At 66.2% G+C, this 20,017-nt stretch carries 20 protein-coding genes; 12 read left to right on the forward strand and 8 right to left on the reverse strand.

Annotated features, from left to right (window positions below; translation table 11 throughout):
• Positions 1-17 precede the first annotated feature (17 nt).
• The 6 genes from ACEN8U_RS06035 to ACEN8U_RS06060 form a co-directional block, all read right to left on the reverse strand.
• Positions 18-1,079 (reverse strand): RimK family alpha-L-glutamate ligase, encoded by a 1,062-nt coding sequence (locus ACEN8U_RS06035; RefSeq protein WP_310108177.1) that lies wholly within the window; start codon positions 1,077-1,079, stop codon positions 18-20.
• Positions 1,076-2,107, reverse strand: coding sequence for a methenyltetrahydromethanopterin cyclohydrolase (gene mch / locus ACEN8U_RS06040; RefSeq protein WP_374725916.1), 1,032 nt, complete (start codon positions 2,105-2,107; stop codon positions 1,076-1,078). Before mch ends, ACEN8U_RS06035 begins: the two co-directional genes overlap by 4 nt.
• Entirely contained in the window at positions 2,082-3,305 is a 1,224-nt protein-coding gene (locus ACEN8U_RS06045; protein ID WP_310108174.1) for an ATP-grasp domain-containing protein, read from the reverse strand. Before ACEN8U_RS06045 ends, mch begins: the two co-directional genes overlap by 26 nt.
• A gap of 81 nt (positions 3,306-3,386) precedes the next feature.
• Positions 3,387-4,352, reverse strand: coding sequence for a methylenetetrahydromethanopterin dehydrogenase (locus tag ACEN8U_RS06050; protein WP_310108172.1), 966 nt, complete (start codon positions 4,350-4,352; stop codon positions 3,387-3,389).
• Positions 4,353-4,491: 139 nt separating this feature from the next.
• A complete protein-coding gene (locus tag ACEN8U_RS06055; RefSeq protein WP_310108170.1) occupies positions 4,492-5,520 on the reverse strand; it encodes a beta-ribofuranosylaminobenzene 5'-phosphate synthase family protein in 1,029 nt (342 codons plus the stop codon).
• Positions 5,521-5,702: 182 nt separating this feature from the next.
• Positions 5,703-6,110 (reverse strand): 4a-hydroxytetrahydrobiopterin dehydratase, encoded by a 408-nt coding sequence (locus ACEN8U_RS06060; protein WP_310108168.1) that lies wholly within the window; start codon positions 6,108-6,110, stop codon positions 5,703-5,705.
• A gap of 514 nt (positions 6,111-6,624) precedes the next feature.
• Here ACEN8U_RS06060 and ACEN8U_RS06065 point away from each other — a divergent pair.
• The 11 genes from ACEN8U_RS06065 (at position 6,625) to ACEN8U_RS06115 (ending at position 17,254) form a co-directional block, all read left to right on the forward strand.
• A complete protein-coding gene (locus tag ACEN8U_RS06065) occupies positions 6,625-8,442 on the forward strand; it encodes a methanol/ethanol family PQQ-dependent dehydrogenase (protein WP_013590464.1) in 1,818 nt (605 codons plus the stop codon).
• A gap of 95 nt (positions 8,443-8,537) precedes the next feature.
• On the forward strand, positions 8,538-8,957 hold the full coding sequence (locus ACEN8U_RS06070) for a c-type cytochrome (RefSeq protein WP_013590463.1): 420 nt from the start codon (positions 8,538-8,540) through the stop codon (positions 8,955-8,957).
• Between the two features lie 30 nt (positions 8,958-8,987).
• Complete coding sequence (locus tag ACEN8U_RS06075) at positions 8,988-9,899, forward strand: substrate-binding domain-containing protein (protein ID WP_310108166.1); 912 nt, start codon at positions 8,988-8,990, stop codon at positions 9,897-9,899.
• On the forward strand, positions 9,896-10,819 hold the full coding sequence (locus tag ACEN8U_RS06080; protein WP_310108164.1) for a hypothetical protein: 924 nt from the start codon (positions 9,896-9,898) through the stop codon (positions 10,817-10,819). The genes ACEN8U_RS06075 and ACEN8U_RS06080 overlap by 4 nt, the downstream gene beginning before the upstream one ends.
• 13 nt (positions 10,820-10,832) lie before the next feature.
• Positions 10,833-11,819, forward strand: coding sequence for a LysR family transcriptional regulator (locus ACEN8U_RS06085; protein WP_310108162.1), 987 nt, complete (start codon positions 10,833-10,835; stop codon positions 11,817-11,819).
• Between the two features lie 51 nt (positions 11,820-11,870).
• Positions 11,871-12,890 carry an AAA family ATPase gene (locus ACEN8U_RS06090; RefSeq protein ID WP_014972019.1) on the forward strand — a complete coding sequence of 340 codons (1,020 nt, stop codon included), beginning with the start codon at positions 11,871-11,873 and terminating at the stop codon, positions 12,888-12,890.
• Between the two features lie 3 nt (positions 12,891-12,893).
• Positions 12,894-13,772: a DUF58 domain-containing protein gene (locus ACEN8U_RS06095; RefSeq protein ID WP_310108161.1), complete on the forward strand. Its 879-nt coding sequence runs from the start codon at positions 12,894-12,896 to the stop codon at positions 13,770-13,772.
• Complete coding sequence (locus tag ACEN8U_RS06100; protein ID WP_310108159.1) at positions 13,769-14,719, forward strand: calcium incorporation protein MxaA; 951 nt, start codon at positions 13,769-13,771, stop codon at positions 14,717-14,719. The genes ACEN8U_RS06095 and ACEN8U_RS06100 overlap by 4 nt, the downstream gene beginning before the upstream one ends.
• A complete protein-coding gene (locus ACEN8U_RS06105; RefSeq protein ID WP_310108157.1) occupies positions 14,716-15,705 on the forward strand; it encodes a vWA domain-containing protein in 990 nt (329 codons plus the stop codon). Before ACEN8U_RS06100 ends, ACEN8U_RS06105 begins: the two co-directional genes overlap by 4 nt.
• A complete protein-coding gene (locus tag ACEN8U_RS06110; RefSeq protein WP_310108155.1) occupies positions 15,702-16,271 on the forward strand; it encodes a tetratricopeptide repeat protein in 570 nt (189 codons plus the stop codon). The genes ACEN8U_RS06105 and ACEN8U_RS06110 overlap by 4 nt, the downstream gene beginning before the upstream one ends.
• A 44-nt stretch (positions 16,272-16,315) precedes the next feature.
• Positions 16,316-17,254 (forward strand): MxaL protein, encoded by a 939-nt coding sequence (locus ACEN8U_RS06115; RefSeq protein ID WP_310108758.1) that lies wholly within the window; start codon positions 16,316-16,318, stop codon positions 17,252-17,254.
• Here the strand turns inward: ACEN8U_RS06115 and ACEN8U_RS06120 are convergent.
• Complete coding sequence (locus ACEN8U_RS06120; protein ID WP_310108153.1) at positions 17,154-17,798, reverse strand: transcriptional regulator; 645 nt, start codon at positions 17,796-17,798, stop codon at positions 17,154-17,156. The genes ACEN8U_RS06115 and ACEN8U_RS06120 overlap by 101 nt on opposite strands.
• Positions 17,799-17,980: 182 nt before the next feature.
• Positions 17,981-18,943, reverse strand: coding sequence for an ornithine cyclodeaminase family protein (locus tag ACEN8U_RS06125; protein WP_310108152.1), 963 nt, complete (start codon positions 18,941-18,943; stop codon positions 17,981-17,983).
• 237 nt (positions 18,944-19,180) lie between these two features.
• Here ACEN8U_RS06125 and ACEN8U_RS06130 point away from each other — a divergent pair, with 237 nt between their 5' ends.
• Positions 19,181-19,978: an ABC transporter substrate-binding protein gene (locus ACEN8U_RS06130; RefSeq protein WP_013590451.1), complete on the forward strand. Its 798-nt coding sequence runs from the start codon at positions 19,181-19,183 to the stop codon at positions 19,976-19,978.
• Positions 19,979-20,017 lie beyond the last annotated feature (39 nt).

Genomic DNA, 20,017 nt, shown 5'->3' on the forward strand with positions numbered 1-20,017 from the left:
GCGAGCCGCGGCCCGGCTCAGCCATGGCGGCCACGCAGCGCGACCACGGCCGCCTCGCCGCTTTCACTCGCCGCAGCCGCGAGCGCGCCGCGCTGCGCGGGCAGCTTGCGAAACAGCAGGTCGTCGACGAGCGCCGCCGCGACATCGACCGGCGTGACCGATTGCAGGCCGCGCCACGCCGCCACGCCGTTTACTTCGAGCACGAGCGGACGGGCGGGATCGTCCGGATCGGGAATCAGGTCGACGCCGGCGTAGTCGAGGCCGAGCGCCTCGGTGGCGCGCACGGCGGTGAGCGCGAGCGGCGCGTCCAGTTCCGCCGCCTCGCAGGTCGCGCCTTGCGCGAAGTTATGAATCCACCCCTTGCCGCCGACGCGCCGCATCGCCGCCACCGCGCGTCCGCCAATCACCAGCACGCGCCAGTCGAAGCCCGCGCGGCTTGCGTCGATGTAACGCTGCAGATACGCCACCTGGCGATAAGGTTTCAGCGAAGGCAGCGGCGCGAGCAGGGCAGGTGCCGCGCGGCGCGCGCCCAGCCGTTTGAGCCCATGGCCCTGCGAGCCGAACAGCGGTTTGAGCACGACCTGGCGTCCGGCCGCGGCCTCGCGCATCAGCACGCGTTGCGCGAACGCCGCCGATTCGCCCGCCCAGGTCGCGGGAGTCCGCACGCCGTGGCGGTGCAGCAAAAAGCTCGTCATCGATTTGTCGACGCTGCGCTCGATCGCGCGTGCGTCGTTATAGACCGGCACGCCCGATTCGCGCAGCGCATGCAGGATGCCGAGGCGCAGCGTGACCTGCTCGAACGTGCCGCCGGCAATGCCGCGCACGAAGACCGCGTCGGGCAGTGTGTGGCCGAAGCCCGGCAGCATGAGCCCGTGCGGCTGCCATGTCGTATCGATCCGGCAGTCGGCGAGATCGACGCAGCGCGCCTCGGCCCCGCGCGCGCGAAACGCTTTTTTGAGGCGGCCGGTGTGCCAGCCGGTTTCGTCGGTCATGATCGCGATGCGCAGCGGAGCATGCACGCCTGAAGTATCGGTGCCGTCGTCCGGTTCGCCGCACGCGACTGTGGAAGGCCGGTTCATGGCTTGCCGCTCCACTGAGCATGCAGCAAATCCGCGTTCACGGCGCCGCCGTGATAGGTGGCGCCGCTTTCGAGGCTGCTCACCCAGACCTCCGCGGGCGCGAACAGCGCGGGATCGATCTGGTAGAAGTCGTAGTTGAACGACGCGAAAATGTCGGCGAACGGACGGCCGTGGTCGCGCGAGTTCGACGCCGGCAGTTCCGCGGCGAGCTGTCTTGCCGCCGCATCGCGCTTCACCGTGAGATGCACGCGGCCGCCGTAGAGGATCGCGTCGTTGGTGCGGCCCATTGCCTGAATGCCGTCCGGCGCGGGCGGCGGCAGCGGCGCGGAGCCGCCGGCCTCGACCACTTCGTCGAGTGCCACGCCGAGCACGTGCGTCTTGTGCAACGCCACCTCCACCACGCGCGCCACTACCTGCACCGTTCCCGCCACAGAGTGTGTCGGCGTGGTGACAAGTGTCAGTTGCTCCGGCGCGAGGCCGCAGTCGTTCAGCACCTTGTCGATGATCACCTGCGGCGGCATCCGGTCTACTTCGAGCACCAGCGCGCCGCGCTCATGACGGTCGCGATACCCGAGCTCCGCAAAGAGCGGCTCCTTGACGGCGAGCGCGCGCGCAGGACCTGAGCCGAGCGAGAAAAACTTCTTGCCGCCGGTCTGTTCTTTGGTGGCCGCGAGGCTCCATCCCGCGTATTGGCTGGCAAGGCACGCGAGCACCGGCCACGAAGTGCGCACCTCGATCGTGCTCGGCCACAGCGGCCTTGCGTCCAGGCTCTCGCGCACGCTCACATGGCCCAGGCCGCCCATGCAGATGCGCGCGATCAGCACGCCCGCCGCGACGCTGCCCGGCGCGGCGACGCCCGCGTCGACGAGCACGGTGCCGCTTTCCGTGCGGCTCACGGCGGCGCGAAAACGCGGCGCATCGTCGACGAGACGGGCGACGAGACGTTCGCTCAGCGCGTTGACGCTCAGCGCGGCGACATCCGCGAGCGGCGCGCGGGCAGGGTCAGGAGTGGCAGTGGAGGAGGGCACGGTCGGACTCATGGGAAGATGGAGAAGGCTCCCGGCAGGTTTCGATTCGCTGCACCACCAGCGCGTGATGCGCGTCGAGCGCGTGCCGGACCGCATCCACGGAAGGCGCCTGCACGAGCAGCGTGCAGACCGGCTGGCCCGCCTCGAGCCGGGTGCCGGGCATCGGCACGTCGCGGCAATGCGGATCGCGCATGCAGGCGTCGCTGAATGCCTGCGATGCCTCGAACGCGTGCGGCGCGAACAGCACCCGCTGGCCGGCGCGGCACGTCGCGGGCGCCGGTTCGGGCGGCAGGCGGCCGTGGCGGCACGCGTCGAGATGGCAGGCGAGCAACCCGTGCGGCCACGCTTCGCGCGCGGCGGTTTCATAGAGCGTCATCGTCGACGACGGACGTGTGTTGATTTCGAGCACTTCGAACGATTCGCCGTCAAGCAGAAAGTCGCAACTGTGGATGCCGCAGAGCCGGACCCGCGCGCACAACGCCGCGATGGCCGCGCGCACGCGCACTTCGACGGCGGGCGGCAGGTCGATTGGCCCGACCGATCCGGCGTGCACGAAGGGCAGCGTGCCCATCGTGCAGGTGAGCTGTTGCGCGAAGCCGATCACGCGGGCGCGGCCGCGCGCGGCCAGAAACAGCGCCGACATCGCGCGGCCGCGGCGCTGCCGCTGGAAATACGCCTGCTCCGCAAGCTCGTGCGCCGCGAGCGTGGCGAGCGGCTCCACGTGCGTCCCGCCGCAGCCGTCCGCGCGCTTCACGAGCCAGCCCTGCGCCGCGGCGGGTCGCGTGAAGGCAACCGGCGGATGGGGAACGCCGAGCTCGTCGAGCAGCGCAAAAAAACGCCGCGGATCGCGCACCTGGGCGCTCGCCTCGGCCGGATTGCCGATGAAGCGCGGCAGGCCCGGCGCACTGCACAAACGGGCGAGGAACGGTTCGAGCCCGCTGCCGTCGATCCAGCCGAGCATGCCCGGCAGGCGCGCGCAGCGCGCGAGCGCCTCCGCGAGCCGCGCCGGGTCGATCGCGAGCCCGCCGCCGCCAATGTCGAACCACAACTCGGAGGCCTCGCGCGTGTCGCGGTCGCCGAACAGGTCGAGCGCGACGACGCGCAGGCCCGCGCGCGTGGCGGACTGCGCGAGCATCCGCACGGAGAGTCCCGCCACCGCGACGAACGGCGCACGCGCTGTAGATGGACGCGAAATCATGGCTGCTCCGGCAACGGCGTCATGCCGCTGAAATAACGTGTCATGCGTGGCGGGTACGGAAGCTGTCGCACGGCGCGCCGCTCAACCGAGACCGGCCGCGACGGCGCGGGCCTCGTCGAACGCCTGCGGAAAACTCAGGTACACCGGCTTGCCGCCGGTGCGCATCCGCGTGAAGAGCCGGTGCTCGACCTGATATTTGACATTGCCGATGGCGAGCGCGCCGATGCCGATCGCACCGCCCGCCGTCGATACGCCGTCGATCGGCTTGCCGTCGTTCATCACGTTAACGCCTGCAATGCCTTCTGGCGGCACGGCGTTGACGTCGGCGGCGATCAGCAGATGGCGCGCATGGGCGAGGTCGTCGCGGCTCACCACCTGCACGCCGGCGACGGCGGTCGCGAGCACGATCTCGGCGTCGCCGAGCAGCGCGTGCAGTTCGGCGGGCGTCGACGTGCCCACGCCTTTCGTCACAATCTGGAAGCGCCGATTGAGCTCGTCGCTCACGCGCGCGGCGCGCCCGGCGTCGGAATGGCTCGCAATGGACACGTCCGCGCCGAGCGATGCCGCCATGGCCGCCGCCACGCGGCCCACTGCGCCGGTGCCGCCGAGGATCAGCACGCGCTTGCCGCCCAGTTCCATGCCGTACGCCTTCCCGAGATGCCGCTCGGCGAGCGCGACGAGCGCGGCGGCGGTCGTGTAGGCGCCGCTCGGATCGGCGAACACGGAGACTTCGAATGGCGGCACCATGGCCTTGCGCGCGGTGTCGAGCATGTCGGCGGCGAGCATCACGTCGCGTCCGCCGATAAAGATGCCGGTGCGCGCCACGCCTTTGGGCCCGCGCGAAAAAATCGCGTCCTGCGTGAGGTTGGCGACCATGCCGGCGTCGACATTGCAGTACGGCACGATGACCTGGTAGCCGGCGTCGGCGGCCATGTTGACGTCGAACGGGCTCATCTGCGGCGTGGCCGTCAACATGTGCAGGATGTACGGCCGTTCCGCGGGTTTTTCGGCGAGTTTTTCGGCGGGTTTGTCGATGGTGTCGGACATGGCAGGGACTCGTTTCAGTGGCGATGTCGGGACTGCGCGAGAGCGGCGCGAAGGCGTGCGGCCGCGTAGCCGGGGGCATGGGCGGGACTTGCGTCGTGCGCGGCGCGGTTCAGCGACTGGAGCGCAGAGTCAAAGCAGGTCATGCCGCGTCGATGCGTGGGTGGTGTCGCGCCTGTTCGGAGCGTACGGTCGCGCCGCGATTGCGGCCGCTCACGATCGTGCATTGGATGTGCGGCATGCCGCGTGTCGCCTCGCGTGCCGTGGCGAGCGCGGCTTCTGCGTCACGCGCGCTGCCGAGAATTGCAAAGCCGGTCGGCCCCCATGAACTCTGGCCGATGCCCGCGGTGCGCTCTACGGCCACGGCGCGCAGCGCACGCTCGACGCCTGGGCTCGCGAACACGCCACCCTGCACGGGCGCGAAATATTCGCCGATGGTCTGCTGCATCTCCGTCAAGCCGTGCGCGAACGGCACGATGTTGCGCTCGGCGGCGCCCGGCAGGATCTTCATCAGCACGAGGTGGCACAGATGCGCGGCGAGCCGCTGCGGAAACGGCGCGAGTGCCGCGAGGCCGCGCCGTTCCTCTGCGCCGTGCAGACCTTCGCGGGCGGTGTCGCTCACGAGCAGCACGCGCCAGTTCTCCGGAAACGGCTGGCGTGCGAGCAACGGCGGCACGTTGGGATGCAGATCGCCGGACGGGCCGCCGTCCACCAGCAGGCCGCCGGAATCGAAGCCGAGCACGCCGATGCCCGAGCGCGCGCCGCGGCCGAGGAGGCTCGCCAGTTCCTGTGTCGTCGCGACGTGGCCGAGCAGCCGTGCGAACGCGAGGCCGACCGCGAGCGAAAGCTGCGTGCCCGTGCCGAGGCCGGTATGCGCGCGCGGTGTCTGCCTGACTTCGATCGCCACGGGCGTCGGATCGTAGGCGGCATGCAGCCGCTCGACACAGATGGCGACGCGCTCGCGTTCCGCCTCCGACAGTGCGCCGCCGATGCTGTCGCGCTCGGCGAGCCGCGCTTCGACACGGGTGCCGCCGCCGTCGATCACGAGTCCGACGCTGCCGAACGCCCGCCCGAGCGACGCGTTCGGATCGAGAAAGCCGAGATGCAGCCGCGCGGGGGCATCGACCGTTACGGTGGCGTCAGGTGGAAGACGGCGAACGTGAAGCTGCATCGCGAGTGTCCTTGATCGTGCGTGACTCGATGGGGCTCGATGCGGATCGAGCCCGGCGAGCCTGTTGAGCCTCGTGCGCCGCTTGCGTCATCGCAGCGGCACGCGCGCCGTGCAAGCGTCGCGGCGGCGCGGCGCAGCACCTCAAGCGAAAGGCGTACCAGCGCGGCCGCGCGATACGCGCGTCAACCGTTCTCCGCGGCCTGCGACGGCTTCGGCGCGTCGTACTTGATATAGCGGAAACGCTGGTCGTCGCCCGGCGTGCCTTCCAGTGGACCGCCCTCGGTCGCCGGCTGCCAGTGGATGAACGACTCGATCTTGCTCGCGAGCGCGAAGTCCTTGTCGGTGATGCCCTTGGCCGAATGCGTCTTGAGCTTCACTATCACAAATGCATAGGAGACCGTCAGATCCGGGTGATGCCACGCGGCTTCCGCGAGATGCCCCACTGCGTTCACGACCATCAGCGTTCCCTTCCAGCCTTCAGTGCGGTATTTGCGCCGCAGCCAGCCGTCTTCGAGATACCAGTGCTGCAGCGGACCGACGAGACGTTGCTGGATCTCGTCGTCGGAATAGACCTTTTCTGTGCTTGCCATGATCGTTGCTCCGCGGATGTTGGATCGATCGGGAAACCTCATGTTGCGCTGCATTTTTTGATGCGCCGTGCGACTGGCACGCGGACCGCGTCGCATGGGAAAGCGGCTCGTGCGCCGCGTGCCTCGGGACGGACACGCTTCGTATCGGGCCATGACACAGTATGTGCCACATACCGCGATCCGGTGGTGCCACCGCGTGACACCACCGCTCTGTATCGCGCGCGCTTGCCGTTTCATGCGCGCGCCGCCGTTCGATCTCGAACCCGCCCGGCGCGCCGCGCGCGGCGTGGTTCGGTGTACGCGCGCGGCGTTTGCGGACCGGTTTCTGGCGGCGCAAGCGGGCGGCGCGACGGCTACACCGGCATGGAATATGCGTTGGCCGTCGTGCGCCGCGAAACCCGACAACGATCGGGAAATGGCGCGGATCGTTACCCTGCTCCGTGGAGGCGCGCCCGGTGCGACGAGGTAGCGTGGTCATTCGTGAGTTGAACAGCAAGACCATTCTGGAGGAGACATGAACTTACGCACCACGGTTCTTGGGCTCGCGATCCTCGCGTCGGCAGCCTTTAGCTCTATCGTTGCACAGGCCGATTCGCAGCTCGACGGGCTCATGAAAAGTCCGTCGAACTGGGCGGCCCAGGCGGGCGACTATGCGAATCACCGCTATAGCCCACTCAAGCAGATCAACGAAAACAACGTCGGCAAGCTACAGGTCGCATGGACCATGTCGACCGGCGTGCTGCGCGGCCATGAAGGCGCGCCGCTCGTGATCGGCGACACCATGTATATCCACTCGCCGTTCCCTAACAAGGTGATTGCTGTCAATCTGAAGGATCAGACTTTCCTCTGGCAATACCAGCCGAAGCAGGACGACTCCGTTGTCTCGGTGATGTGCTGCGACACGGTCAATCGCGGGCTCGCATACGGCGACGGCAAGATCTTCCTGCAACAGGCCGACACCAAACTCGTCGCATTGAACGCGAAAACCGGCGACGTGGTCTGGACTGCGCAGAACGGCAATCCGAAGGCCGGCGAAACCAACACCAACGCGCCGCACGTTTTCGGCGACAAGGTGCTGACAGGCATCTCGGGCGGCGAGTTCGGCGTGCGCGGCCGCCTGATCGCCTACGACATCAAGACGGGCAAGCCGGTCTGGACCGCCTACAGCACGGGCCCGGACAAGGACATGCTGATGGACCCCGACAAGACGATGACCTACACCGACGGCAAGATGGTGCCGGTCGGCGCGGACTCGTCGCTGAAGTCCTGGAAGGGCGATCAGTGGAAGCTCGGCGGCGGCACCACGTGGGGCTGGTATGCGTGGGATCCGAAGCTGAACCTTGTCTACTACGGCACCGGCAATCCGGGCACGTGGAACCCGACGCAGCGTCCGGGCGACAACAAGTGGTCGATGTCGATCTTCGCGCGCGATCTGAATACCGGCATGGCCAAGTGGGTCTATCAGATGACGCCGCACGACGAGTGGGACTACGACGGCGTGAATGAAATGATCCTGTCGGACCTGACGATCGACGGCAAGAAAGTGCCCGCCATCGTTCACTTCGACCGCAACGGCTTCGGCTATACGTTGAACCGCGAGAGCGGCCAGCTGCTGGTTGCGCAGAAATACGATCCGGCTGTGAACTGGGCCGACAGCGTCGATCTGAAGACCGGCAAGCCGATTCGCAATGCCGCGTATTCGACGCAGGCAGCGGGCTCGGATCACAACGTGAAGGGCATCTGTCCGGCGGCACTCGGCTCGAAGGATCAGCAGCCCGCGGCGTTCGACCCGAACTCGAGCCTCTTCCTCGTGCCGACCAACCACGTTTGCATGGACTACGAACCATTCGATGTCGACTATGTGTCGGGCCAGCCGTATGTGGGCGCGACACTGTCGATGTATCCGGGTCCGAACGAGAACAACGCGATGGGCAACTTCATCGCGTGGGATGCGGCGAAGGGCAAGATCGTCTGGTCCAAGCCGGAGAAGTTCTCGGTGTGGTCGGGTGCGCTTGCCACTGCCGGCGGCATCGCGTTCTACGGCACGCTCGAAGGCTACCTGAAGGCAGTCCGCATCAAGGACGGCAAGGAACTGTGGCGCTTCAAGACGCCGTCCGGGATTATCGGCAACGTGTTCACGTATCAGTATCAGGGTAAGCAATACGTGGGCGTGTATTCGGGCATCGGCGGCTGGGCCGGCATCGGCATGGCGGCGGGACTCGAGAAGTCGACGGAAGGCCTCGGCGCGGTGGGCGGCTATCGCGAGCTTGCGAAGTACACGGCGCTCGGCGGCACGCTCTTCGTATTCGCGATTCCGGGCGGCAACAGCTAACTGGTGAGTCATCGGGCCGCGCCGTCTGTCCTGCGTCGATGAAGCGCAGCGGCGCGCGCAGCGGGCGCGGCCCTCTCTAGAGGAGACATTTGCATATGAAAGGCCGATCAATCTTGTTGCGGGCGGCACTGCCCGTCCTTTTCGTCGTGCTGCCTGTCGCGTACTCCCAGACCAATCCCGCGATAGCCCAGGTGGCGTACAAGGTGGTCGACGGCAGCAAGGTGGACGCCAACACGTTCCAGGGATGGAAGACCTGGCGCGCGCTTGCTTGCGAGCGCTGCCACGGCGCGCAGCAGCAGGGCATGGTGGGTCCGTCGCTCGTCGAGGCGTTCAAGACGCTCGACAAGAACGAGTTTCATCGCACGGTGTTCGGCGGGCGGGTCGACAAGGGCATGCCCGACTTCAGTTCCAGCCAGATGATGCAAAAGAACTGGGAGAACCTTTACGCCTATCTGAAAGGGCGTTCGGACGGGCAGATCAAGCCCGGCGATCTGCAGTCCATCGACGCGAAATAACGCGGGCGGCTCGACTTCAGGAGGTGCTCGATGCGTCATCGCCAATCCATCCACCTGCATGCCGCGCTCGTCATAGGCGCGCTGTGCTACGCAGCGCTCGCAAGCGGCGCGGTCCGCGCCCAGGGCGAGGCGCTGCCCAACAACGACGGCGCCGACGGCGTGCTGCGAGTCTGCGCGGATCCGAACAACATGCCTTTGTCGAACAACAAGGGCGAGGGCTACGAGAACCGCATCGCGAGCGAGATGGCGCGCGACTTCGGCTACAAGCTCGAATACACCTATTTTCCGCAGCGCATGGGTTTCGTGCGCCACACGCTGCGCGAGAAGGTGCCCGAAACAGGCGCCTATAAGTGCGATCTGATCATCGGCGTGCCGAAAGGCTATGACCTCACGTCGACCACGCAGCCCTATCTGCGCTCCACGTATGCCATGGTGTTCAGAAAGCGCCCCGAGCTGGACGGCATCAATACGCCCGACGATCTGCTCAAGCTGCCGCCGGACGAGTTGCACAAGCTGCGCTTCGGCATCTTTACGCAGACGCCTGCCGTCGACTGGCTGCTTGGGCATAACCTGATCGACCAGGCCGTCTCCTATCAGGTGCAAAGCGGCGATCCCGAGGAGTATCCCGGCCAGATGATCGAGAAGGACCTGCAGGCGGGCAAGGTCGACGTCGTCTTCCTGTGGGGGCCGATTGCCGGCTACTTCGCGAAACGCTCGGGCGATTCGGTGAAGCTCGTGCCGTTCCCGGCCACGCCCGGCATCCGCTTCGACTATACGATTTCCATGGGCGTGCGCTACGGCGAGAAAGCGTGGAAGGACAAGGTCGACCAGTGGATCGGCGCGAATCACGACAAGATCGACCGCATTCTGACGAGCTACGAAGTGCCGCTCCTGAAACCCGTCGACGCACCGGCGGGCAAATCCGCGGACGCGTCGCCATGACGGCGTGGCGCGGCGGTTTGCGCCGCGTATGGCGGCGCATGTTCGCGGCGTGCTTGGCATGCGTGGCGGATGTGGTGGGTGCGATGAGTGCAATACGTGTCATAGGCGCTATCAGCATGATGGCCGGCGCGGCTGTCATGGGCGCCGCGGGCGCCGCGGGCGGCGCGCAAGCGGCGGCGCCTGCGCCAGGCACGGGCGCGATTTCCCCCGCTGAACGGCTCATCTTCACAACCGATCATCTGCACGGCATCGCGCAGCAGACCGAGCTCGACTATGCGCTCCTGAGTTCCGATCCGCCCGCGCACGGCAGCGATACGGTCAAGGTGCTGGTGACGAGCACGGACAATGCGAAGGGCGACGCGCAAGTGTCCGACCATCGCGGCGCGGTGCCGTTGCCGAACGGGGGCTTGCAGTGCAATCCGGTGATCATCTATTTCCTCGAGCGCGACATTGCCGAGATGGAGCAGTTGACGGGCGGCAAGCGCCGCTATTTCCAGCAGCGCCTGCGGCTCGCGCTCGCCGCCGGGCCGAAGATCGAAACGGTGACGAGCGAGGTGGGCGGCAAGCCCGTCAAGGCGCAGCAGATCGTCGTTCAGCCGTATCTGGACGACCCCAACGCCGCACGTTTCGCGCAATACACCGGCAAGCGTTACACGTTTCTGATCGCGAGTACCGTGCCGGGCCAGGTCGCGCTGATTCGCACGGACGTGCCGGGCGCGAACAACGATTTCGCGCATCCGCTGCAAAGCCGCACGCTCAGTTTTCAGGCCGTGTTGAGCAAGCTGCCGCCGGGGTATGTGCCGAACGCACCCACCGCACCAAACGCGCCAAACGCGCCAAACGCGCCAAACGCAAGCCGGGCGCCGCTTTCGCCGCACCAGACTGTGAAGTCTTCCAACGCGCCGAGCGCGAGCCGGTAGTGGGCGCGCGGCCGTGAATTTCGTCCGCTCGCTCACGCTGCGTCAATTGCAGATATTCGTCGTGGCGAGTCGCTATACGAGCTTCGCGCGCGCAGCGGAAGAGTTGCATCTGACGCAGCCGGCGGTCTCGATGCAGATCCATCAACTGGAAGAAGCCGTGGGTCTGCGCCTCTTCGAGCGCATCGCGCGCAAGCTCGCACTGACGGAGGCCGGGGAGAAGTTCAGTCACCACGCGAGCCGCATTCTCGGCGAGATCAAGGACGCCGAAGACGCGATGACCTCGCTCAAGCAGGCCGACAGCGGCTCAATCGCGGTGGGGATAGTCAGTTCTGCGACCTATTTCGCGCCCAAGCTGCTCGCGATGTACTCGCACATCTACCCGAAGGTGGATGTGCATTTCTCGGTGGGCAATCGCGACGCGCTTCTGCGCCTGTTGCAGGACAACGCGATCGACCTTGCGATCATGGGGCGCCCGCCGCCCGAGCTCGACACGACGGCCGAGCCGCTCGCATGGCATCCGCAAGTGGTGATCGCGCCGGTGGGTCATCCGCTTGCCGGCGCGCGGCGTTTCGATTTGCAGGAGCTGCGCGGCGACACGTTTCTCGTGCGCGAGCCGGGCTCAGGAACACGCATGGCCGCCGAGGAAATGTTCCGGCAGCATCTCTTCACGCCGGCGAAAGTCGTCACGCTCGGCAGTAACGAAACGATCAAGCAGGCAGTCATGGCGGGCATGGGCGTGAGCCTTATTTCGCTGCATACGCTGCTGCTCGAACTGCGGACGAAGGAAATCGCCTTGCTCGATGTGAACGGCACGCCAATCGAGCGCACATGGCAGATCGTGCATTTGCGCGCCAAGCAGCTTTCGCCGACCTGCATGATTTTCCGCCAGTTTCTGCTCGAAGAGGCCGCGGCTTATCTGGAGCGCGAGTATGCGGCGTTCGTGCCGTCGCCCGGCAAGTCGAAGGGACTGCTGGAGGCCGTGGACGACGCGTCCGCCTGAAGCGCTTTTTAGCGGCGGTGCACGCAGTGCCCGCCAGAGGAGATTGCACCGATGGGTTCCAGCGAACAGCTTCAGGACTGGCGTCTGCACGCGCTGCAAATCGAAGAAGAAGTCGCGAGCGCGGTGATCGGGCAGGCGCAGGTGATCCGGCTCATCACCGTGGCGCTGTTTGCGCGCGGCCATGTACTGCTCGAAGGCGGCGTGGGCGTCGGCAAGACGACGGTGTTGCGCGCTTTTGCGCGTGTCGTGGGCGGCGAATTCGAGCGGGTGGAAGGCACGATCGACCTGATGCCGGGCGACCTCGTCTATCACACGTATGTCGACGCGGAAGGCAGGCCGCGTATCGATCCGGGCCCGCTTCTGCGGCACGGCGAGCGGCTCACCACCTTCTTCTTCAACGAAATCAACCGCGCACGTCCGCAGGTTCAGTCTTTGCTGTTGCGTGCGATGGCCGAACGCTCGGTATGGGCGTTCGACCGCGAATATCGCTTTCCGCACATGACGGTCTTCGCGGATCGCAACAAGGTCGAGAAGGAAGAGACTTTCGAGCTGGCGTCGGCGGCGCGCGACCGCTTCCTGTTCGAACTCGGCATGCCGACACCCGATGACGCCGCGGTGCGCCGCGCCCTGGTTTTCGACGCCGACTATCACGACGTCGACCGGCTGCTCGCGCGGCTGTCTCCGGCTATCGTGCCGTGGGAGCAGTTGAACCAGATCGGCGCGGCAATCCAGCACAGCGTGCAGTCGAGCGAGACGATAGAGCGCTATGTGCTGGACATCTGGCAGGCCACTGAAACGCCGCAGCGCTTCGGCATCGCGCTCGATGGCGTGGACATGGAGCGGCTCATTCTGGCGGGCGCGAGTCCGCGCGGCATGAGCGCGCTGTTGCGCGCGGCGCGCGTGGTGGCCTGGCTCGCGGGCCGCGCGCATCTGATACCCGAGGACATTCATGCAGTGCTGCTGCCCGCGCTCGGCCACCGCGTGTTCTTCACGCCGATCTACGAATTGCGGCGCCAGGAACTGGCCGAGGCGCTGATCGCGCAAATCGTCGGCCGACTCGCCGTGCCCTGAGCCATGAGTGCCATTGCGGAGTTTCATTACCGTTTGCCGATGCGCGCCTCCGGGGTTCGCCCCGGCTCGCATCGCGGCGCGAGCTTCGGCTCCGGCCAGGAATTCGCGCTGCACGGGCGCCTCTTCGACTATCCGGATCCGCGCCGGCTCGATCTGCGGGCGAGCGTGCGCGCGGCGCGTTCCGAATGGCTCGTACGCGTGCATCTGCAGCGCGCGGCCGTGCCGGTGCAGGTGCTGGTCGACGTATCCGCGTCGATGCGCTTCGGCACGCATCGGACGAAGCTTGCGGTAGCCGCGGACTTCGTCGAGGCTGTGGGCTATAGCGCGTTTCGCGTCGGCGATCTGTTGGGCATGCTCGCCTTCGATCAACGCGCGCGCGACGATCTGTTCATGCCGCCGCGCTCCGGCAGGGGCATCGGCAATTTGCTCGCGACGATGCTGCGCAATTGCGAGAGCGAGAGCGAGAGCGCGGTGCGGCATAAAAACACCGCGACTCACGCGTTGCAAAGCGTCGCGGCGGCGTTGGCGGGCCGGCAGTCGCTGATCTTCCTGGTGTCCGATTTCCACTGGCCGCTTGAGGCGTTGCCCGCTGTGCTCGATTTGCTGGTGCATTCGTATGTGGTGCCCATCGTCGTGTGGGACGCCGCGGAAATCGCACCGCCTCCCGGTGGCCCGCTGCTCGCCGTGAGCGATGCGGAATCCGGCGCGCGGCGCACGCTGTGGTTGAGCGCGGGCGTGCGCGAGCGCTGGCGCGAAAGGGTTGCAAGGCGTCGCGCCGAACTGTCGCAAAGCTTCGGCAAGCGCGCAATCCAGCCTTTTTTCGTGGAAAACGCCTTCGACCCGGACGCCATGTCGCGCTACTTTCTGGAGGCGGTTGCATGAAAGGAGAGCGCTCGCTGCATGGCACAGGGGCCGCGCGGGTTGTCGCTGTCGCGCCTTTGTCTTCGTTGTTGCCTGCGCTGTTGTGTGCATTCCTCCTGTCGACCCACAACGCAGCCGCAGCCAACGCCGCGTTTCAGCCGACGGTGGAGGAGCCGCGCGCGTTCGGCTACCTGCTCGGCGATGTCCTCACGCAGCGCATTCTGCTGCAGGACGGTCGCAGCGATATCGGTTCGGTGACGCCGCCGTCGCTCGGCCGCACGGATGCGTGGCTCGAACGCCGGCGCGTGCGCACCGAGACCGACGCCGACGGCCGCCGTTGGCTCGCGATCGACTACCAGGTCATCAGCGTGCCCACCGCGCTCACGCAGATCGCGTTGCCGGCCTTGACGCTCACTTCGTCGGCGGGTGTGACGTTGCGGGTGGCGGAGTGGCCGCTCAGCATCGGGCCCGCGACGCCCGCGAATCCATTCAATGCCGGCGATCTGCAGGCGTTGCGGCCCGACCGATTGGCGCCGCCGTTGCGCGCCGCGCCGCTGCGCCGGCAAGCCGGCTTCGCTGCCGGGTTGTTCTTGCTCACCGTGTTGTCGTGGGCAGGCTGGTGGTGGTGGCGCAACGCGCGCGAGTCCGCGCGCCTGCCGTTTGCCCGCGCGTGGCGGCAGTTGCGGCGCATGCAGCCCTCAGACGAGCTGCCCGCGCAGACCTCCACGGATGCATGGCTTTGCCTGCATCGCGCGCTGAACGAGACGGCGGGTCACGTGGTGCACGCCGGCTCGCTGCCCGCGCTGTTCGCTCGCGCGCCGTATCTGCAACCGTTGCGCGCACAACTGGAGCAGTTCTACCGGCAATCGGCAGAGCGCTTTTTTACGCCGGCCTCATCCGCCGATGCCTACCCGTTGCGCACGCTGTGCGAGGCGCTGTATCGCGCGGAGCAGCGTCATCAGCGATGAACGACATGGCGCTCGACTTCGCTCGCCCGTGGCTGCTCGCACTGCTGCCGCTTGCGTTGCTGCCGCTGTTGCCGCGCCGCGCCGACACGCTGGCGTTTTCGTGGCTCGCATGGCTGCCGGAGGATCGCGCTGGGCGCTGGGTCGGCGGCATCGCGCAGGGCAGTGCGGTGTTGGCGATGCTCGCGATCGTCGTCGGCCTCGCCGGTCCCGGCCGTTCGCATCGCGAGGTGCTGCGCACGGGCAGCGGCGCGCAGATTCTCATTCTGATGGACCGCAGCGCGAGCATGGATGAGCCCATCAACAGCAGGGGCGTCGAGGTGAGCGCGGGGGAATCGAAGAACAAGGTGGCGCGCGCGTCGTTGACGGAGTTCGTCGCAGAGCGGCCGAACGACCGCCTCGCGTTCATGATGTTCGGCACGAGCCCGTTGCTCGCGATGCCGTTCACTTACGATCATCGCGCGATCGACGCAGCCATTGCCGGTACGGCCGTGGGTCGCGGCATGCCCGACACGCAGCTCGACCTCGGCCTCCTCACGGCGATCGGCGAATTCAATGACCAGCATTCGTCGGGCCGCCGCGCCATCGTGCTGGTATCCGACGGCGGCGCCAAGCTCGATGCGCGGGTGCGGGAACTCGTCGAAGAAGGTCTGCTGCGCAATCAGATCGCGCTGTACTTCATCTACTTGCGCAGCAGCATTTACAGCCCCGACCTGAATGCGAGGGTACCCGCCAGCGAGACCTCGGCGGAAGCTGAACTGCATCGCTACTTCCTCTCGCTTAAGACACCTTACCGTTTATTCCAGACGGGGAATGCCAAAGCCATGAGGGACGCAATGGCCGAAATCAACCGGCAGCAAAATGCGTTGACGACGTTTGTCGAGCGTTTGCCGCGCGAAGATCTGAGCCCCTATTGCTTCGCGGCCGCGCTGGCGGGTTGCGTGCTGCTGCTCGCCTTGCGGGTCTTTCAGGTGCGAGTGTGGTCATGAAGCGCGCGACGGTGCATCTCATCTTCGGGACGGTAGCGCTGTGCTGCGCAGCGGTGGCCGCCTACGACTGGATGCGGTGGCGGCATGCGGAGCAGGTGAATCGGACAGTCGCAGAGGTCGTCGCAACGAGCAGGGGTGCGGCCAAACAGGCGCCGCACGCGGCCGGCACCATGGACGACGCGCCGCAAGTCAGGCTCGCGCGCGCCATCGCGCTGTCGAAACAGGGCGCTTTCGATACGGCGGGCCCGCTCTTCGAGTCGCTGATACGCGAGCAGCCGCACAGCGAGACGGGCCGCGCGGCGCTGTTCAATCTCGGCAATCTGTATTTGCGCCAGGGCATCGGCCATAGCCCTGCGGGCGCGGTCGAGTCGCTCCCCATGGTCGAGGAAGCAAAGGCCCGCTACCGGACCTTGCTGCGCCTTGCCCCCGACGATTGGGACGCGCGCTACAACCTCGAGCGGGCGTTGTGGCTCGTGCCCGAGACGCGCTCCACGTCCGGCACGCCCGACGTCAAGGAGCAGCACGACGTGAAGGTGCGCGATCCGGAAAGCAAGGATTTGCCGTGAGCCTCGGTCCCTTTGCGCGCGGCTTTTTCGCGGGACGTCACTGGATGACGGCAGCGGCGCTCGTGCTATTGATTGTCTCGCTCGCGCTGCCGCCCGTTGCGTTGCCGCGCAATGCATCGAGTTACGTCGTCACGTTCGACATCACGCAGAGCATGAACGTGGAGGATGTCGTGCTCGACGGCGCGCCGGTGAGCCGCCTCGTGTTCGCGCGCGCGGCGATGCGCGAAGCGCTCGGGCAATTGCCCTGCGGGTCGAAAGTCGGCTGGAGCGCGTTTACCGGACAGCGCAGTTTTCTGCTGCTGCCGCCCGTGGAAGTCTGTGCCAACTACGACGCGCTGCTGTCCTCGCTCGAGCGGATCGACGGACGTATGCGCTGGACCAACTACAGCCGTATCGCCGAGGGCGGGGTGTATTCGGCGGTACGCGTGGCGCAGGGCCTTGGCAACAGCACGGCTGTGCTGTTCGTCACGGATGGCCAGGAGGCGCCGCCGCGCTTGCCCTCGGACGCGCTCAAGCAGGACATCAACCCTGCGCATGTGAAGGGATGGCTGGTCGGCGTGGGTGGCGATCAACCGGCGCCGATTCCGCGCAGCGACGCGCACGGCAACCGCATCGGCTACTGGCAGGCAGACGAAGTCGTGCAGGTCCCGCAGATGCATGCGTCCGCAGTGCATGCGGTGAGCCACGAGGAGCTGTCCGCCTTGCAGGGGCACTATTTGAGTTCCGTGGCCGAGCAGATCGGCTTCGGCTACCGGCGCCTTGCTGATGCAAAGTCGCTGCGCGACGCCATGCTGGATGCGCGGCTCGCACACCGCGAAACCGTGCCGACCGATTTGCGCGGGTGCCCTGCGGTGCTGGCGTTGCTGCTGCTCGTGTGGCGCTTCATGCCGCCGCGCCGCGCAGGTCCCGGATATGTTGATAGACGGTGGCGCGGCCCATGCCGAGCACGTTCGCCACGTAGTTCGCGGCGCTCTTGCCCTTGAACGCGCCCTCGGCCCAGAGTGCTTCCACCAGTTCGCGGCGATGGTCGCGCGTCAGCGAATTGAGCGCGAGTTGCCGCTCCTGCAGCCACGCGTGAAGGAACGTGTTGATGCGCTCCTGCCAGTCGTCCCTGAACAGTTCCTCCGGTTGCTTCACTACGCCGGCGCCTGAAATCACTCGGTCGATCACATGCTTGATGTCCTCGAACACGGCGATGTTGTAGTTCACGCACATCACGCCGACCGCAACGTCCGCGTCGTCGAACAGCACGGTGCTCACGCAGCGCATGCGCCTGCCGTCCCAGTTCACTTTTTCATACGGACCGATGGTGCCGGACTCGACCGTGTGGTCGATTTCCTCCAGCGCGGATTCGTCGCCAATCTCGCGTTTGGAGAGATTGTTTGCGATGTACGCGACGGTCTGGCTCTGCAGGTCGTGAATCACGATCTCGACGTACGGGAAAAAAAGCAGCGCGATGCCGTCGGCGACACGGCTATACCGATCCAGAAGAAGGCGGCGCGCGGCCGTTGTCTTGGTCTTTCGCATAGGGACAGGTGGGTTCCAGTTTCGCAAGGTCTGCAACGCGTCGGGCTGCGGTGCGGTTTCGTGCTTTGCGCTGCGCCTCATCGCGACGACGCGTGTTTTAGTTGGGCATCGCGTCATGCGTCACGAGTCATGCGTTATTTTGCCATGAGCGATGCAGGCAACCGCTTGCGCGCCATGAGCCGTTATCGGGTGGTCAGATGCCTGAACAGCTCGAACGCGATGGCCACGTCTTCCAGTCCCAGTCCGATGGAGCGGAAAAACGCGTGCTTCCGGTAGGAGGGCTTCGGCGCGGCGCCGGATAGCAGCTCGGGCAGATCGCCCGCCACGTCGCGCGGATGCCAGCCGTGCTCTGCGGCAGCCAGCTTCATCTCGCCTGCGCTCGCAGGGGTGGTTCGGCGGTAATCGCAGTACACGTCCATGTCGGGAAGCCATGCGGGCGGAATCTCGTGAGCGTTGGCCACGTTCGTGCTGATCGACGTGACGAGTGCGGGCTTGCGCAGCATGCCGTCGGCCAGCACGGGCGTGCCCGATGACGTGCAGAGGGCGACCACGTCGGCGTCGGCCACGCAGTCTTCGATGCGCGTAGAGAGGCTCGCGCGTTCGTCGAGCGTGATGATCTGCCGGCGTTTTGTTTCGTCATCCTGCAGATCGCGCGAGAAAACACGAATGGAAGTCCAGGGTCTCAGCGACGCAAGATGACGAATGTGAGCCTGCGCAACGGCGCCCGCGCCGACAATCGCGAGAGTGCGCGCCTCGGGCGGCGCCAGTTGGTCGACGGCGAGCGCGGTGGTGCCCGCAGTGCGCTCGATGGTGAGCAAACCCGCATCGCACCACATGAGCGGCTGGCCGGTTTGCATCGACATCAAGGCGGTCCACGCCGTGATGATCGGCTTCGAGGCGGTCACGATATAGGGCGACAACTTCGCGCCGAACACCTGAGCGTGCGCCATGGCGCCGAGGTAAGTGATGAAGTCGCCCGCACCGGACGGAAAGAGCGTGAGGGTTTGCGGCGGCTGCACGGCCGCGTCGTTCGCAAGCCCGCGAAACATCTCTGTCAACGCAACCCGCACGTCCAGATGAGGTAGCGCGTGGCGAACCGTTTCCTCGTCGACGATCAGAGGAATTGCCTTGTCTGTCTTGCTCATGTGCCTACTCTCCGCAACGTTGCCGTCTCCGGCGTCACGGTCATTCTAAAGTCAAAAAGTCCAGACTGGACGTTTATTTTTGAAAATTGCTTGCTTTTGTCGCTGTCCAGAATAGACTGTTGTTCCAGAGAGGGCGCGAACGCGGGTTTCCCCCGCGATTCGGGCGGCCTCTCAAGGCAGACAGGCAACGTTCTTTTGTGCCGCTGATTCGCGATCCCAAACAGACAGGGAACCATCATGCTTCGTAAGCTCCAACTCTCACTTTTCGTCGCCGCTGCTGTGGTCGCGTCCGTCGGGTCGGTCGGCACTGTCAGCGCCGAAACCCAGAACACCTTGCGCTTCGGCATCGAGGCGGCGTATCCGCCGTTCGAAAGCAAGTCCGCCACGGGCCAGCTGCAAGGCTTCGACGTGGACGTCGGCAATGCGGTGTGCGCGAAGATGGCGGTGAAATGCGAATGGGTCGAAAATGCGTTCGACGGTCTGATTCCCGCCTTGCAGGCGCGTAAATTCGACGTCATCAACTCGGCGATGAACATCACCGCCAAGCGCAAGCAGACCATCGACTTCACGCCGCCCATTTACGTCGTGCCGATCGTGATGGTGGCAAAGCGCGGCTCCGGCCTGATGCCGGACGTGAAGAGCCTGCAGGGCAAGCGCGTCGGCGTGCTGCAAGGGTCGTCGCAGGAAGATTTTCTGAAGGCGCATTGGGCGAACGCCGGCGTTTCCGTGGTCTCTTACGCGGATCAGGACCAGGTGTACACCGACCTCGTGGCGGGGCGGCTCGACGCCGCGGTCCAGGAAGCGCAAACCGTCGAAGACGGCTTCCTGAAGAAGCCGGCGGGCCATGACTATGCGATTGCCGGTCAGCCGCTCAGCGATCCGGCCACGCTCGGCGAAGGAACCGGCTTCGGCATGCGCAAGGGCGATAAGGCACTCGCGAAGAAAGTCGACGCGGCGCTGGACGCGCTGAAGAAAGACGGCACGCTAAGCGCGCTCTCGCAGAAGTACTTCAATCGCGACATCATCGCGAAGTAACGCATGGCGCGCCTGGCGCGGGCATTGCGCGTCGGCCGC

It is taken from the genome of Paraburkholderia phenoliruptrix, from assembly GCF_047325075.1.
Taxonomy (GTDB): domain Bacteria; phylum Pseudomonadota; class Gammaproteobacteria; order Burkholderiales; family Burkholderiaceae; genus Paraburkholderia; species Paraburkholderia phenoliruptrix.

Excerpts from the sequence above, each read along its gene's own strand:
- ACEN8U_RS06060 (WP_310108168.1), bottom strand. The coding sequence starts at position 6,110 with ATGGCAAGCACAGAAAAGGTCTATTCCGACGACGAGATCCAGCAACGT.
- ACEN8U_RS06095 (WP_310108161.1), top strand. The coding sequence starts at position 12,894 with ATGAGTGCCATTGCGGAGTTTCATTACCGTTTGCCGATGCGCGCCTCC.
- ACEN8U_RS06110 (WP_310108155.1), top strand. The coding sequence starts at position 15,702 with ATGAAGCGCGCGACGGTGCATCTCATCTTCGGGACGGTAGCGCTGTGC.
- ACEN8U_RS06125 (WP_310108152.1), bottom strand. The coding sequence starts at position 18,943 with ATGAGCAAGACAGACAAGGCAATTCCTCTGATCGTCGACGAGGAAACG.
- ACEN8U_RS06105 (WP_310108157.1), top strand. The coding sequence starts at position 14,716 with ATGAACGACATGGCGCTCGACTTCGCTCGCCCGTGGCTGCTCGCACTG.
- ACEN8U_RS06045 (WP_310108174.1), bottom strand. The coding sequence starts at position 3,305 with ATGATTTCGCGTCCATCTACAGCGCGTGCGCCGTTCGTCGCGGTGGCG.
- ACEN8U_RS06075 (WP_310108166.1), top strand. The coding sequence starts at position 8,988 with ATGCGTCATCGCCAATCCATCCACCTGCATGCCGCGCTCGTCATAGGC.
- ACEN8U_RS06070 (WP_013590463.1), top strand. The coding sequence starts at position 8,538 with ATGAAAGGCCGATCAATCTTGTTGCGGGCGGCACTGCCCGTCCTTTTC.
- ACEN8U_RS06055 (WP_310108170.1), bottom strand. The coding sequence starts at position 5,520 with ATGCAGCTTCACGTTCGCCGTCTTCCACCTGACGCCACCGTAACGGTC.
- ACEN8U_RS06130 (WP_013590451.1), top strand. The coding sequence starts at position 19,181 with ATGCTTCGTAAGCTCCAACTCTCACTTTTCGTCGCCGCTGCTGTGGTC.
- ACEN8U_RS06115 (WP_310108758.1), top strand. The coding sequence starts at position 16,316 with ATGACGGCAGCGGCGCTCGTGCTATTGATTGTCTCGCTCGCGCTGCCG.
- ACEN8U_RS06100 (WP_310108159.1), top strand. The coding sequence starts at position 13,769 with ATGAAAGGAGAGCGCTCGCTGCATGGCACAGGGGCCGCGCGGGTTGTC.
- ACEN8U_RS06120 (WP_310108153.1), bottom strand. The coding sequence starts at position 17,798 with ATGCGAAAGACCAAGACAACGGCCGCGCGCCGCCTTCTTCTGGATCGG.
- ACEN8U_RS06080 (WP_310108164.1), top strand. The coding sequence starts at position 9,896 with ATGACGGCGTGGCGCGGCGGTTTGCGCCGCGTATGGCGGCGCATGTTC.
- ACEN8U_RS06050 (WP_310108172.1), bottom strand. The coding sequence starts at position 4,352 with ATGTCCGACACCATCGACAAACCCGCCGAAAAACTCGCCGAAAAACCC.
- ACEN8U_RS06090 (WP_014972019.1), top strand. The coding sequence starts at position 11,871 with ATGGGTTCCAGCGAACAGCTTCAGGACTGGCGTCTGCACGCGCTGCAA.
- ACEN8U_RS06065 (WP_013590464.1), top strand. The coding sequence starts at position 6,625 with ATGAACTTACGCACCACGGTTCTTGGGCTCGCGATCCTCGCGTCGGCA.
- ACEN8U_RS06035 (WP_310108177.1), bottom strand. The coding sequence starts at position 1,079 with ATGAACCGGCCTTCCACAGTCGCGTGCGGCGAACCGGACGACGGCACC.